The organism is Kitasatospora sp. NPDC048296, assembly GCF_043201815.1.
In the GTDB taxonomy this organism is placed as follows: domain Bacteria; phylum Actinomycetota; class Actinomycetes; order Streptomycetales; family Streptomycetaceae; genus Kitasatospora.
In genome coordinates, this window is sequence record NZ_JBICZB010000037.1 from 17548 (window position 1) to 29964 (window position 12417).

General features: G+C 70.2%; 10 protein-coding genes and 1 pseudogene. 6 read left to right on the top strand and 5 right to left on the bottom strand.

Annotation, left to right across the window (positions count from 1 at the left end; translation table 11 throughout):
* Nucleotides 1-71: 71 nt before the first annotated feature.
* Entirely contained in the window at nucleotides 72-2324 is a 2253-nt protein-coding gene (locus tag ACGF12_RS22070; protein WP_393032682.1) for an AIPR family protein, read from the bottom strand.
* Nucleotides 2325-2466: 142 nt separating this feature from the next.
* On the opposite strand from ACGF12_RS22070, the gene ACGF12_RS22075 reads away from it, so the two are divergent.
* Together ACGF12_RS22075 and ACGF12_RS22080 are read left to right on the top strand one after the other, a co-directional pair.
* Nucleotides 2467-3777, top strand: coding sequence for a helix-turn-helix transcriptional regulator (locus ACGF12_RS22075; RefSeq protein ID WP_393032544.1), 1311 nt, complete (start codon nucleotides 2467-2469; stop codon nucleotides 3775-3777).
* A gap of 34 nt (nucleotides 3778-3811) precedes the next feature.
* On the top strand, nucleotides 3812-4501 hold the full coding sequence (locus ACGF12_RS22080) for a pentapeptide repeat-containing protein (RefSeq protein WP_393032547.1): 690 nt from the start codon (nucleotides 3812-3814) through the stop codon (nucleotides 4499-4501).
* A 114-nt stretch (nucleotides 4502-4615) separates the two neighbouring features.
* Here ACGF12_RS22080 and ACGF12_RS22085 read toward each other — a convergent pair whose 3' ends face one another.
* The gene (locus tag ACGF12_RS22085; protein ID WP_393032550.1) at nucleotides 4616-4921 is read right to left on the bottom strand and encodes a putative quinol monooxygenase; all 306 of its coding nucleotides are present in this window, start codon (nucleotides 4919-4921) and stop codon (nucleotides 4616-4618) included.
* Between the two features lie 95 nt (nucleotides 4922-5016).
* Between ACGF12_RS22085 and ACGF12_RS22090 the strand changes: the two genes are divergently transcribed.
* Entirely contained in the window at nucleotides 5017-5664 is a 648-nt protein-coding gene (locus ACGF12_RS22090; protein WP_393032553.1) for a M15 family metallopeptidase, read from the top strand.
* 8 nt (nucleotides 5665-5672) lie between these two features.
* Nucleotides 5673-5837 (top strand): annotated as a pseudogene (locus ACGF12_RS22095) (NUDIX hydrolase); the annotation flags it as partial.
* Between the two features lie 36 nt (nucleotides 5838-5873).
* Here ACGF12_RS22095 and ACGF12_RS22100 read toward each other — a convergent pair.
* A complete protein-coding gene (locus ACGF12_RS22100; RefSeq protein WP_393032556.1) occupies nucleotides 5874-7268 on the bottom strand; it encodes an MFS transporter in 1395 nt (464 codons plus the stop codon).
* Between the two features lie 186 nt (nucleotides 7269-7454).
* Between ACGF12_RS22100 and ACGF12_RS22105 the strand changes: the two genes are divergently transcribed.
* The gene (locus ACGF12_RS22105) at nucleotides 7455-8333 is read left to right on the top strand and encodes a LysR family transcriptional regulator (RefSeq protein ID WP_393032558.1); all 879 of its coding nucleotides are present in this window, start codon (nucleotides 7455-7457) and stop codon (nucleotides 8331-8333) included.
* A 72-nt stretch (nucleotides 8334-8405) separates the two neighbouring features.
* Here the strand turns inward: ACGF12_RS22105 and ACGF12_RS22110 are convergent, their stop codons facing one another.
* Nucleotides 8406-8729: an antibiotic biosynthesis monooxygenase family protein gene (locus tag ACGF12_RS22110; protein ID WP_393032561.1), complete on the bottom strand. Its 324-nt coding sequence runs from the start codon at nucleotides 8727-8729 to the stop codon at nucleotides 8406-8408.
* A 205-nt stretch (nucleotides 8730-8934) separates the two neighbouring features.
* Nucleotides 8935-11007, bottom strand: coding sequence for a DHA2 family efflux MFS transporter permease subunit (locus ACGF12_RS22115; RefSeq protein ID WP_393032564.1), 2073 nt, complete (start codon nucleotides 11005-11007; stop codon nucleotides 8935-8937).
* A gap of 311 nt (nucleotides 11008-11318) precedes the next feature.
* Between ACGF12_RS22115 and ACGF12_RS22120 the strand changes: the two genes are divergently transcribed.
* Nucleotides 11319-12410: a peptidoglycan-binding domain-containing protein gene (locus ACGF12_RS22120; protein WP_393032567.1), complete on the top strand. Its 1092-nt coding sequence runs from the start codon at nucleotides 11319-11321 to the stop codon at nucleotides 12408-12410.
* The last annotated feature ends 7 nt before the right edge of the window (nucleotides 12411-12417 follow it).

Sequence of the window (12417 nt, forward strand, 5' to 3'; positions counted from 1 at the left end):
GTCCTGGCCTGCAGGTTCATCACCAAGTGATCATGCTGGCAGCAGCCAGCATGATCACTCTCGGGCTCGGATTATTCCTGTTCGGCCTGCTCGTCAAGCAATGTCCGAGCCAACTCTGAGAGGGTTGCACCACCGTCTACCGTCCACCGCGCAGGGCCCTGGACCGCCACGGGTGCTTCCTCCCAGCCTGCGAGCTCGTAGAGGTTGAGGACGAGGCGCGTGGGTGAGTATGCACGTCCATCGACCGCCCATACGAGGCACCGCGTTCGGTCGTTCACCCACGTTGCTTCACCGCGCCGGGGGTCCTCAGCGAGCCATGGGGTGAGTGCGTCGATCTCGGGTTTGTTCCACAGGCGCAGGCGAACTGGCGCTCCGTCGGTGATCCTTCCGTGGTCCACGAGGGTGGGCACGGCATTGGGGCGGCGCGGTTTGCGCTTACCCTCCTTGGCAGCCTCGTAAATGGCCGGCAGATCGGGAATGACTCCTTCCCGTGCGGCGTCGCGCAGAACCAGCTCCGCAAGTCGCTTGCAGCGCCCGGCATCAGTGAGTGTTCCACTGAGGAAGGAGGTCTGTCCGTACTCCATGTCGATGTGGTGGATCAGCCAGGACAGGACACGACTGGTGAGGGCGGGGACCTCTCGCAGCGCCGCATCCCAGTCGTACTCCGGATCGTCGATGCGGTCCTGATCGAGAAGCTGAAAGACCAGGTGGGTGACGAGTAGGTCACCTCGCTGGCTCACGTCTGCAGCGCGCTTCTGGAAGCGCTTGCGTTCTTCGTTGAGGGCGGTACCTACGGTGCGGTGCACAAGTACTGAGCGCCAAATCTGGAAGGCCCCTGGACGCTCACCGAAGAGGCGAGGGTAGGCGCCGCCGCTACCACGCTCCCAGAGAAGATCTGTGTCCCGCTTTGCGCGCACGGCGAGTTCGGTGTTGCGGTGCGCACATGCCAGGGCAATGGCGGCTTGCACCACAGAACAGCCCTCGTCCGGCGCCGGGTCGGGTTCGCCGCGCTTGAACACGTAGGACTTTTGGAGGGACAGCATGAAGTCCTCGCGGATCATCGCCTGAACCTCGTCCAAAGCGATGAAGTCGCGCTGCTCCACGTGATTCTGTGTATTGGTTGTCTCAGTGATGCGCTGGGCCAGATCCGGCATGTTCTTGTCGACGACGATCACTTTGACCGTGACCTCGGCGTCCTCGACTGCCTCGGGGGACGCCTTCGTGGCGCGGTGCGCCGCCGCGACGGTTTGCGCGCCGTTTACGACGCTGACCCCTGACAGGTGTAGATGTACGGGCTCGTCTGGACGGCGGCGCCCTGGCCATTCTTCTTCCAGCTGGTCGCACAGCACCGTCACGCCGTTGTTGAAGAGCCAGAAGTTCTCCGGCTCGTCCACCAGAGTGCTCAGCATGCCCGAGTTGACGCGGGTAGTGCCAAGAGACTGGCGCAGGTTCTGCTCGTACAGCCGGCTTTCGTGTTCCTGATACCACTCCGCGATATTGCTTGCCGACACGGTGCCTTGGTAGGCACTGAGTGGAGTGTTCCGCCGGAGCCAGTTCGTCATCCGCACGGTTACACGTACAGGTTCGGGAGCGAGATCCTCGCGAATCTGCCGGAGGATGTCAGCAGCGTGTACCACGCGATACTCGAGGAGCGGGCCAAATCCGTTGAAGTCGTTGCGAGCGTCTTCGAGAACGTTAATGGATTCCTTGCTGAGCGTCCCCACACCCATGACAGCGATTACCAGAGTCACCTTGAGTCGGGCATCGTGCATCGCAGCGTTAACACGAGCAGCGATTGGCTCCAGGCGGTCGTTGAAGCGGTCGAAGCTTCGCTGCTCGATGAGGCGGAGGCCAGCGATGAGCTTGTGCGCCGCATTGGTGTCGAGCTTGCCCTTGCCCTCGTCACTCCATTTTGCTTGGACGAGCCAGACCTCTTGTGTGCCCTCGGTGACAGCCACACCGTCGATGCCTTGGTCGTCTTCACCGTCGATGACGGAGGCACCAGCGGTCTTCTGGTCGCATCCCGTCACTTCGCGTACAGCAGCCGCCGTCAACGCGCGTGAGAGGAAACGCTGTTCGTAGCCTTGAGGGTCGTACCCCTTGAGGTCTTCGTCGTAGATGAGGCCCTGGTACTGCTGCAGAAGCGCAGTGCGGATCTGGTGGATACGGATGGGAGCCGTGGCAGCCCTGCGTTCTGACTCTTCCAAATTTGCCCCCAATGCCGTGCCATGCGCTGCATCGCTCTGGCACAGTCTAGGGACCGAGAGGGAGGACCGGGCGCTGATCGGTGCCACAGCGGTCTCTGAACTCCCATCATCTGACATCACGATCACCCTGATTGCTCCCCAGATGGCGAGGTCGATGCGTGAGCGATGCGTGAGCGGACGGCGCGACACGTGCTGGTTCGGACGGGATCATGGATCACGGTGCAACATCCTGACCTGCAGGTTCATCACCAAGTGATCGGTGCTGGCAGCGGCCAGCGTGATCACTGTCGGGCGTGAACTGCACGGCTGGTCGCAGAGCGACCTGGTCGCGGAGCTGAACAAGGCCGCCCGGCGTCACGGGCTCCTGTCCGGTGCCGACAAGTCGACTGTCAGCCGTTGGGAGCACTGGCGCAAGACGCCCAACATCGACTCCCAACTCCTCATCGCCGAAGCCTTCGACGTCCCGGTATCGGACATGGAGGCGTACGGGTGGCCCTACTGGCTGCCCGGGCGAGACGAACCGCTGCGGTTGGGGGCTGCCTTCGTCCTTCCAGCACTCCGAGACGCACAGAGAGCCGCCATGGACCGCCGTAGCTTCATGACCTTCAGCGCGATCTCGCTGGCCGGCCTGGCCGCACAGTGGGCCACGATCGAACCCGAACGTGTCACCTCCGCCCTGGGCGGCAAGCGGGTGGACGACGACCTCGTGGACTGGCTGGAGGACACCAGCAAGGGGCTGACAGTTCTGCCCACCGAACAGCGCCAGCACACCATCCGCCTGATGGATGCCCACCTGGGCACCGTCGCCGACCTGCTCAAGGGCGGCGCCTACAGCGAATCCACCGGCCGCCGTCTCCATATGCTGGCGGCTTCGCTCGCCACCACCTGCGGCTGGCACCGCTTCGACCAGGGCCAGCACTGGGCGGCCGGGAAACTCTGGGAGGCCGCGCTACAGTCCGCGCACGCAGCTGGCGACCGCGACCACGGTGCTGGAGTTCTGTCCGACTTCGCCTACCAGGCGAAGTGGCTCGGCGAGCCAAAAGTCTCCGTCGACCAGCTCGGCCACGCCATCTCCGACATCTCGCACCCCACCGCCCGGTCGCTGCTGCTTCTCCGCCGGGCCCGGGCTCATGCCGCCCTCGGCGACCGCTCCGCCTGCTACCGCGACCTGTCCGAGGCCGAGTCCGCCCTCGCGATCGAGGTACCCGATCCGGCCCCCGGCTGGTGCTCCTGGATGAGCCCCGCCGACCTGGCGGTGGACTCCGGCCAATGCCTCCTGGACCTCGGCCGCACCGACGAGGCCCATGCCCGGATCGTCGAGGGCATGGCCCTGCTGCCCCGAGCCAGGGACAAAACCCGCGGGATCTTCCTCACCTACCAGGCCAAGGGCCACCTCCAGTCCAACGACGTCGAGCAGGCACTCACCGTCATCAACGAGTCGCTCGACCTGGCCAGCCGCCTGGGCGCCCCCAGGTGCGTCACCCTGGTCCGCGAACTCTCGCCGGCCTTCAAGCCCTACCGCCAGGTCGACGGCGTCCCGGAGTTCCTGGAACGCCTTCAGGCCAGCTGACTACGACCGGGCCCATCGAGAGCGAGCACGCACCATGACCAACCGCACCTTTCGCCGCGCCAGCATGACCCTGCCCGATCTCGGTGACGGCTACCTCTCCAACGTGACATCACTGGAGAGCGGCCGGGGCACTGTCCAGGATTTCAACTACGCCGACGCCGACCTGCGCGAGCTTGACCTCGCGAACGCCCACCTCATCACCGGCCGCATCGCCAATCTGCGCGCATCCCGTGTGCGGCTCATCGAAGTCCGGGTCGACTCGGTTGAGTTCGACGGCTGCGACCTCGGCAATCTCCAGTGGGTCGACAGTAGGTTGTCGCGCGTCGTCTTCAAGAACTGCAAGTTCATGGCCAGCAATCTCAGCGGCCTCGCCCTCGACAATGTCCTGTTCGACAGCTGCAAGCTGGACTACTCCACCTTCGAGAAGCTCCGCGCCACAGGTCCGGTCGCCTTCACCCGCTGCGTCCTCACCGAGTCGACCTTCACCGGATGCGACCTCAGCGCCGCCGTCTTCGACGACTGCACGCTGCGGGACGCCGAGTTCGGCCGTGGCACCTACAAGGCGACCGACCTGCGTGGCAACGATCTCACCGCCATCCGAGGCATCGGCAACCTCGCGAAGGTCGTCATCGACCGCGCCCAGCAGATTGAGCTGACGCAGGCCTTGATGGCCGAGTTGGACGTCATCTTCGGGGACGACCTCGACGACCCGAGTCGGGCATGACTCGCGAGCGAGAACGCGCAGCGATCACCTGCCGAACCCACCAACGAGCCCGGTAGACACCACTGACCCCCGCGCCCCGGCCTGCCGGGCCGGGGCGCGCGGGGCCTGCGAGGGTCAGAGCAGGCCCTTGGCCTCGCCCCCGGCGGGGAAGGGCTCCATGACCGCGATGTCGAGGGGCTCGGCGAGCGCGTCGGTGGTGGCGGCGGCGATGGCGGCCAGGGGGGCGCCCGCGCCGTGGGCGTCCAGGGCTGCCTGGTCGGCCCACTTCTCCACCACGGTGACGCGGTCGGTGCCGGCGTGGACGGCGTAGAGCTCGCAGCCGTTCTCGGCGTGGACGGCCGGGGTGTGCTTCTCGAAGGCGGCCAGGACCTCGTCGCGTCGGCCGGGCTTGGTCTTGATCGTGGCGATGACAATGGGCATGAGGGCCTCCAGATATGTTGAGACGATCATGCTATCGACGAAGGTCGGTGAGAATGACTCGGCGAACCACCCAATCGCCCACCGAGGAGGCACTGTTGAGCAGGATCACCCTCATGTCGGACCCGAAGGTGGCCGCGGTCCCGGTCCAGGAGTGCGGCGAGCGGCTCGTGGACGTACGCGGTCCCGGGCTGCTGGTCGACGGCCGCAAGCAGGACGGCACCGGCGCGTTCGCGCAGTTGCGGAGCACCGTCCTGGACCGGCTCCTCGACGCCCAGACGAAGCTGCCCGATGGCATCCGCCTGCTGTTCATCGAGGGCTACCGGCCGCCGGCCCTCCAGAGCCGCTACTTCACCGAGTACGCCGCCGAGTTGCGTTCCGCGAACCCGGACTGGCCGGACGACCGGATCAGGTCGGCGGCCAGCCGGTACGTCTCGCCGCCCGAGATCGCGCCGCACAGTGCCGGGGCCGCCGTCGACCTCACCCTCATCGATGCCGACGGCCGCGAGCTGGACCTCGGGACCAGGGTCAACGCCAGCCCCGAGGAGAGCGCCGGGGCCTGCTACACCGACGCCGACGACATCAGCCCGCAGGCCCGCGCCAACCGGCGGCTGCTCAGCGGCGTTCTGGCGGGCGTCGGGATGGTCAACTACCCAACGGAGTGGTGGCATTGGTCGTACGGTGACCGCTACTGGGCGCTGGCCACCGGCGCGCCGGCCGCGCTCTACGGGCCCGAGAGCCGGTAGCCGACCGGATGTCGTACACGGCCTGCGAGGTCGTCGGCGGCACCACCGAGGTCGTGGACACCGAGGAGCTGGACGCCCTCGCCTGGGTGGCCCGGGGCGAACTCCCCGAGTACGTGCCGCTCCCGATGTTCGGGCCGGTGCGGGAGTACCTGGACGGGATGCTCGCCGGCTGAACGGTTCGGCTGAACGTCCCGCGCCGCCCGGAACGCTCAGCCGGCCGCCCGGCTCCGCCGCACCAACACGGCGGACAGCGCGCACATCACCGCCGGCACCAGCAGCGCCACCGCGAGGCCGCCGTCACTGCCGCCGACGAACGCGCCCGTGACCGCCACGCCCACCGTCGCGCCGACCTGCCGGACGGCGTTGAGCAGGCCGCCCGCCGCGCCGGCGCTGCCGTCCGGGGCGGTGGTGACCACGGCCGTGATCAGCGCGGGCAGGGCGAAGGAGACCCCGAACCCGGCCGCCAACAGGCCGACGGCCAGCAGCGGGTAGGGCGTGCCGCACAGCACGGCCACGGCGAACACCGCGCAGCCGACGGCCAGCAGCACCAGCCCGCCCAGCACCGGCTTCCACGGGCCGACCTTGGCCACGATCCGCCCGGTGAGCAGCGGGTTGAAGCCCGGCGGCAAGGTCATCGGCAGGAACGCCAGCCCGGCCATCGTCGGCGACATCCCCAACTCCCCCTGCAGCAGCAGCGGCAGCAGGAACAGCACGCCCAGCATGGCGAAGTTCACCGTCGCGCCCGCCAGCAGCACCGCGCCCATCCCGCGTGCCCGCAGTACGGCGGGCTGCAGCACGGGGGCGGGGCTGCGCCGCTCGCGCCGGACGAACCCGACGCCCGCCACGACCGCCCCGACACCAGCCGAACTCGCCTGCATCCAGTCGGAGTTGCCGAGCGCGATCAGCGCGTCGGTGGCCAGCGCGAGGGTCGCGCAGGCGGCCAGTTGGGCCCACCAGTCGATGCGGCGCTCCCCGCGCGGCCCGTACACCGCCCGTCCGGCCACCAGGCCGAGCACCAGCACCGCCAGCGGGACGTTCACCAGGAACACCGCCCGCCACCCGGCGAGGTCCACCAGCACGCCGCCGACCAGCGGCCCGAAGGCCATCGCGCAGCCGCTGACCGCCGCCCAGACGGCCACCGCCCGGGCCCGCTCGGCCGGTTCGGGGTACAGCCGGGTGATCAGCGCCATGCTGGCCGGCACGCAGGCCGCCGCCGCGACGCCCAGGACGGCGCGCAGCAGCACCAGCGTCCAGATGTCCGGTGCGAACGCGCTGAGCAGCGAGCCGGCGCCGAAGGCGGCGATGCCGAAGCGGAAGGCCCGGTGGGCGCCGTAGCGGTCGGCGGCGGCCCCGGCGGACAGCAGCAGCGCGCCGAAGGCGACGCTGTAGCCGGTGACGGCCCACTGCAGCCCGGCCGTCGAACTACCCAGTGAGGACGCCACGTCGGGCTCGGCGACGGAGAGGACGGTGGTGTCGAGCAGCACCATGAAGTAGCCGAGCGAGATGCCCAGCAGGGCGCGCAGCCGGGTCGCCGCCGACAGACCGGCCGAACCGGCTGAACCGGCTGAACCGGCTGGAGCAGCGCCAAGAACGGGAGCAGCCAAGGGATTTCTCCAAGTCAGTGGGGGATCGGTCACCCACTCTGCTGCGCGTCCCTCCCCCGCTCCACCGCCGATCCCTCACACACCGTTCGGAATACCCGAACGCCCCCGTACGCTGTCCCGCAACACCAGCACCGGCATGCCCACGACCACACCACGGCCGGCCGTTCGGGGGAACCGAGGAAACCAGTGGAACTCCGTCAGTTGCGCGTCTTCGAAGCCGTCGTCGCCCACCGCACCGTCACCGCGGCGGCGGTGGCACTCGGCCTCGCACCGTCCTCCGTCTCCGAACAGATCCGTACCCTCGAACGCAGCCTGGGCATCGAGCTGTTCGACCGGGCCCCGCGCGGGATGACCCTCACCCCGGCCGGCGAGCGGCTGCTGCCCTGGTCCCGCAAGCTGCTCGACCAGGCCGACCAGGCCCGCCGCGAGGTGATCGCCGACCGGGCGCGGCTCCGCCTCGGCGCCCTGGAGACCATAGCGGCCACCCACGTCCCCGCCGTCCTGGCCCGCCTCGCCGAACGCCGGCCCGACCTGGACGTCTCCCTGCACACCGACACCGCCCGGGACGCCCTGCTCGGCGGCGTCGCCGCCGGGGCCCTGGAAGCAGCCCTGATCCTGGACACCGCCGGCCCGCTCGGCGAACTCGGCTTCTACCTCCCGCCCGCCCCGCTCGACTACCTCGACCTCAAGGACGTCCCGCTCGCCCTGGTCGCCGCCCCCGCCCACCCCCTGGCGCAGGCCGCCACCCTCACCCGCGAGGACCTCAGCGGCCAACGCCTCCTGGTCAACGCCCCCGCCTGCTCCTTCTGGCTGGCCGGCGAACGCCTGCTCGGCCACGACGTCGAACGCGTCCGCACCGGCGGCGTCGCGGTCACCCGCGCCTGCGCCGAACAGGGCCTCGGCATCGCGCTCCTCCCCGACTTCGCCGTCCGCGACCCCCTCGCCTCCGGCGCCCTCATCCGCCTCCCCCTCGACCCCCCGCCCCTCCACCTCCGCCTCGTCTGGCGCGCCGACCGCGAAACCGTCCCGGGCCTGCGCGAGGTCCTCTACGCCGCGGCGGCCTGACGACCGACGGCCCCGGACGACGAACGGCGCGCCCCGGTGAACCCGGGACGCGCCGTTCGCCCTGTCCGATCGTCAGGCCTTCGGGCCCGCCGACTGGACGACGTCGAAGGACCAGAGGGTGGAACCGGAGGCGGCCGGGCGCTTGGGAGCCTCGCCCTCGCCGCCGTGCTGGTGAGCCGCCTTCATGGGGCCCTCCATCCAGGCCTGGAAGGACTCCTCGTCGCGCCAGCGGGTGTAGACGAGGTACTGGTCGGTGCCCTCGACCGGACGGAGCAGTTCGAACCACTCGAAACCGTCGGAGCTTTCGACGGCGTGCGCACGGTGGGCGAAGCGCTTCTCCAGCTCCTCGCGCTGCTCGGCGGGGACAGTCAGTACGTTGATCTTGACGACGGGCATGCCGCTCCTTCTGCTCCGCCGGGGCCCCGGGTCCGGGCGCCGGCTCGGTTGCTGCGTACGGGCAGCAGTCTCCTACACCTCACACCGCGCCTCACGCCGCGCCTCACGCCACGCGGGTTCGGTGCGCCCTGACGGGGATCGACCCGACCGGGATCGACCCGACGGGTTCGACACCCCGAGCAGCTGACGCACCGGCAGCACAAGGCTAGAAGGACCGCCCCTCTCCCCGGTACGGCGGCTCCGGTCCGATCGGGTCCGGCCGGTCCCGGAGGTCGGCGCAGAGGGTGGAGCTGAGCCGGGTGAGCAGTTCGGCGAGGTCCGCGTACTGCTTCTCGTCCCAGTCGCCCAGCAGCTCGGACAGCTGGGTGCGCCGGGCCGCGACCAGCCGCAGCGCCACCTCCTCGCCCGGTTCGGTGAGCCGTAGGTCCAGGCCGCCCGCCCGGACGGCGAGGCCCCGGCCCTCCACCTCACGGACCGCCTCCTCGACGACCGCGATCGGGACGATCCGCCGCTCGGCGAGTTCGGCGGGCTCCACCGAGCCGTGGTGGTGCATCTGGAGCAGTAGCCAGCTGGAGGCGGGCAGCAGGTCGAGCCCGGCGGTGGCGGTGATCCGGCGGAACAGGTCGCGCCGGGCCTCGCGGGTGCTCAGCACCGAGAGGGCGCGGGCGATCTCGTCCAGCGAGCTGCGCTCGACCGGGTTGAGGCCGATGGACTCGCTGAGGTCGGGCGCGGTCACCGTGGAGCGCAGCTTCTGCTCGCGCAGGAAGAGCGAGAGGACGAACGCGACCACCGCCACGGGCACCGCGTACAGGAAGACCCGGGTGATCGAGTCGGCGTACGCGTGGTAGACCCCGGCCCGGGCGGCGGCCGGCAGCCGGGTGATCAGCCGGGGGTCGGAGGTGATCGCCTCGACGTGGAAGCCCGGCGGCAGCGGCTGGCCGACCAGGGCGTCGGCGAGCCGGGAGCGCAGGCCGCCGGCGAAGATCGTCCCGAAGACGGAGACGCCGAAGGAGGCGCCGATGGAGCGGAAGAAGGTGGCGCCCGCGGTGGCCACGCCGAGGTCCTGGTAGCCGACCGAGTTCTGCACGATCAGCACCAGCACCTGCATCACCAGGCCCAGCCCGAGGCCGAAGACCAGGAAGTAGAGGCTCATCTCGGCCGTACTGCTGTGCTCGTCCAGCCGGGAGAGCAGCAGCAGTCCGACCGTGGTGACGGCCGTCCCGGCGATCGGGAAGGCCCGGTAGTGGCCGGTGCGGGCGACGATCTGGCCGGAGCCGATCGAGGTGACCAGCATGCCGAGCACCATCGGCAGCATGTGGATGCCGGACATGGTGGGCGAGACCTGGTGGACCACCTGGAGGAAGGTCGGCAGGTAGGTGAGCGCGCCGAACATCGCGAAGCCGACCACGAAGGAGATCACCGCGACCAGGCTGAAGGTCTGCGAGCGGAACAGTCGCAGCGGCAGGACGGGCTCCGCGGCGGTGCGCTCGACCTCGACGAAGGCGACCAGCAGCACCAGGCCCAGTACGCCCAGGCCGACGATCTGCCAGGAGCTCCAGGCCCAGGTGGTGCCGCCGAGCGAGGTCATCAGCACCAGGCAGGTGGCGACGGCGGCGATCAGCGCGGTACCCAGGTAGTCGATCCGGTGTTCGCGCCGCACCTCCAGCCCGTGCAGCACCGCGGCGATCACCACCAGGGCGACCGCGCCGATCGGCAGGTTGATGTAGAAGACCCAGCGCCAGCTGAGGTGGTCGACGAACAGCCCGCCGAGCAGCGGACCGAGCACGCTGGTGACGCCGAAGACGGCGCCGAACAGGCCCTGGTACTTGCCACGGTCCCGGGGCGGGACCAGGTCGCCGACGATCGCCTGGGAGAGCACCATCAGGCCGCCGCCCCCGAGGCCCTGGAGCGCGCGGAAGGCGATCAGCTCGCCCATGTCCTGGGCGATTCCGCACAGCACCGAGCCGAGCAGGAAGATCACGATGGAGGCCTGGAAGAAGCGCTTCCGGCCGTACATGTCGCCGAGCTTGCCCCACAGCGGGGTGGCGGCGGTGGAGGCCAGCAGGTAGGCGGTGACCACCCAGGACAGGTGGTCCAGGCCTCCGAGGTCGCTGACGATGGTGGGCAGCGCGGTGGAGACGATGGTCTGGTCGAGGGCGGCGAGCAGCATCGCCAGCAGCAGGGCGCCGATCGGCACCCACAGGTTGGGGACGTTGGCCTCCGGCGGGCCGGGCACGTTCGCCGGGCTCCGGTCGGACGCGGCGAGCGGGTCCGTCATGGCGTCTCCACAGGCGGCACGGCCTCTCCGTAGGGTCGCGGGGCCGACGACCGGACGCCCGTCGGATGATCACTCCCAGTTCCCCATGCTGGCAGATATGTCCTGGTTTGTTCCGCCGGGTTGAGCCGAACGTAAGCGCCGGTTCCGTCCCTCGCGTTTCAGCGGTTTCCTCGGGAGCCAACCACCACCAACCGGCACAACACCCCCGCCGGGGGCCGGACGCCACTGTCCACCCTCCGGGACGTCCTGCATAATCAGGCCCGATCGCGAGACCTGAGAACCGAGGACCGACACCCGAGGAGGACCGGCCGATGCCGGACCAGCACTGCCCGACGTGCGGCACCGCACGCTCAACCGGGTGCGGCTGCCTCCCGGATCCGAGCCTGGACGAGACCACCGTCCTCCCGCACGTCGAAGGCCCGCCGCTAGTCCGCCCGTACGTGCCGCAGTCGGCCGGCCAGGTGGCGGAGGAGCCGCCGCCGGCCGGGGACCCGTTCGCGACCACCGTCCTGCCGCCGGTCCAGCCGCTCCCGCCGGTCCAGCCGACGCAAGCCACGCAACCCCCGTATGCCACGCAGCCGCCCGTCACGCCCCCGCTCGGGCCGGACGCGGACGCCTACGCGACGACCGTGCTGCCGCCCGTACCGGGCCCCGCGCCGGACGCGTACGCCACCACCACCCTGCCTCCGGTCCCGCCCGGCGCGGGCGAGGACCTCGGCTACTTCCCGTTCGAGAACCAGGCACCGGAACCCGGGTCCGGGCCCGTCGGCGGACGGGCCGCACGGCGGGCGGCCGAGCAGTCCGCGCAAAGCCCGTTCGCCCAGCACAAGCTGCTGATCGCGGGCGTCGGCGCGGGCCTGCTGGCGCTCACCGTGGGCCTCGCCTACGCCGTGACGCCCTCGTCCACGCCGACCCGCCGGGCGGACCCGCTGCCCGTCACCACGCTCGCGCCCGCGCCGTCGGACCCGCCCAGCCAGGCCGCCCCGCCCCCGGCCTCCCCGGCCCCCACCAGCGACACGCCGAGCCCGACCCCGACCCGGACGAGCAGACCCAGTCCGACCCGGACCCCCACGCCCACCCCGACGCCGACCCACACGCCGACGCCGACCCCCACCCCGACACCCACGCCCACCCCTACGCCGACGCCGACCCCCACGCCCACCCCGACGCCCACGCCACGGCTGCTCCAGATCGGGATGAGCGGGCCCGACGTCAAGGCGATGCAGCAGCAGCTCTACGCCGCCGGGTGCGGATTCGTCGACAGTTCGATCGTCACCGGCACTTTCGACGCCCAGACCCAGGCGGCACTCATCAGCTACCAGCGCGATAACCGGATCAGGGGCGAGAACGGCGTCTACGGTCCCAAGACCCAGGCCGTCCTGACCGCCGACCCCGGCTGCTGAGCCGGGG

Excerpts from the sequence above, each read along its gene's own strand:
- ACGF12_RS22070 (WP_393032682.1), bottom strand. The coding sequence starts at position 2,324 with ATGTCAGATGATGGGAGTTCAGAGACCGCTGTGGCACCGATCAGCGCC.
- ACGF12_RS22080 (WP_393032547.1), top strand. The coding sequence starts at position 3,812 with ATGACCAACCGCACCTTTCGCCGCGCCAGCATGACCCTGCCCGATCTC.
- ACGF12_RS22085 (WP_393032550.1), bottom strand. The coding sequence starts at position 4,921 with ATGCCCATTGTCATCGCCACGATCAAGACCAAGCCCGGCCGACGCGAC.
- ACGF12_RS22110 (WP_393032561.1), bottom strand. The coding sequence starts at position 8,729 with ATGCCCGTCGTCAAGATCAACGTACTGACTGTCCCCGCCGAGCAGCGC.
- ACGF12_RS22115 (WP_393032564.1), bottom strand. The coding sequence starts at position 11,007 with ATGACGGACCCGCTCGCCGCGTCCGACCGGAGCCCGGCGAACGTGCCC.
- ACGF12_RS22120 (WP_393032567.1), top strand. The coding sequence starts at position 11,319 with ATGCCGGACCAGCACTGCCCGACGTGCGGCACCGCACGCTCAACCGGG.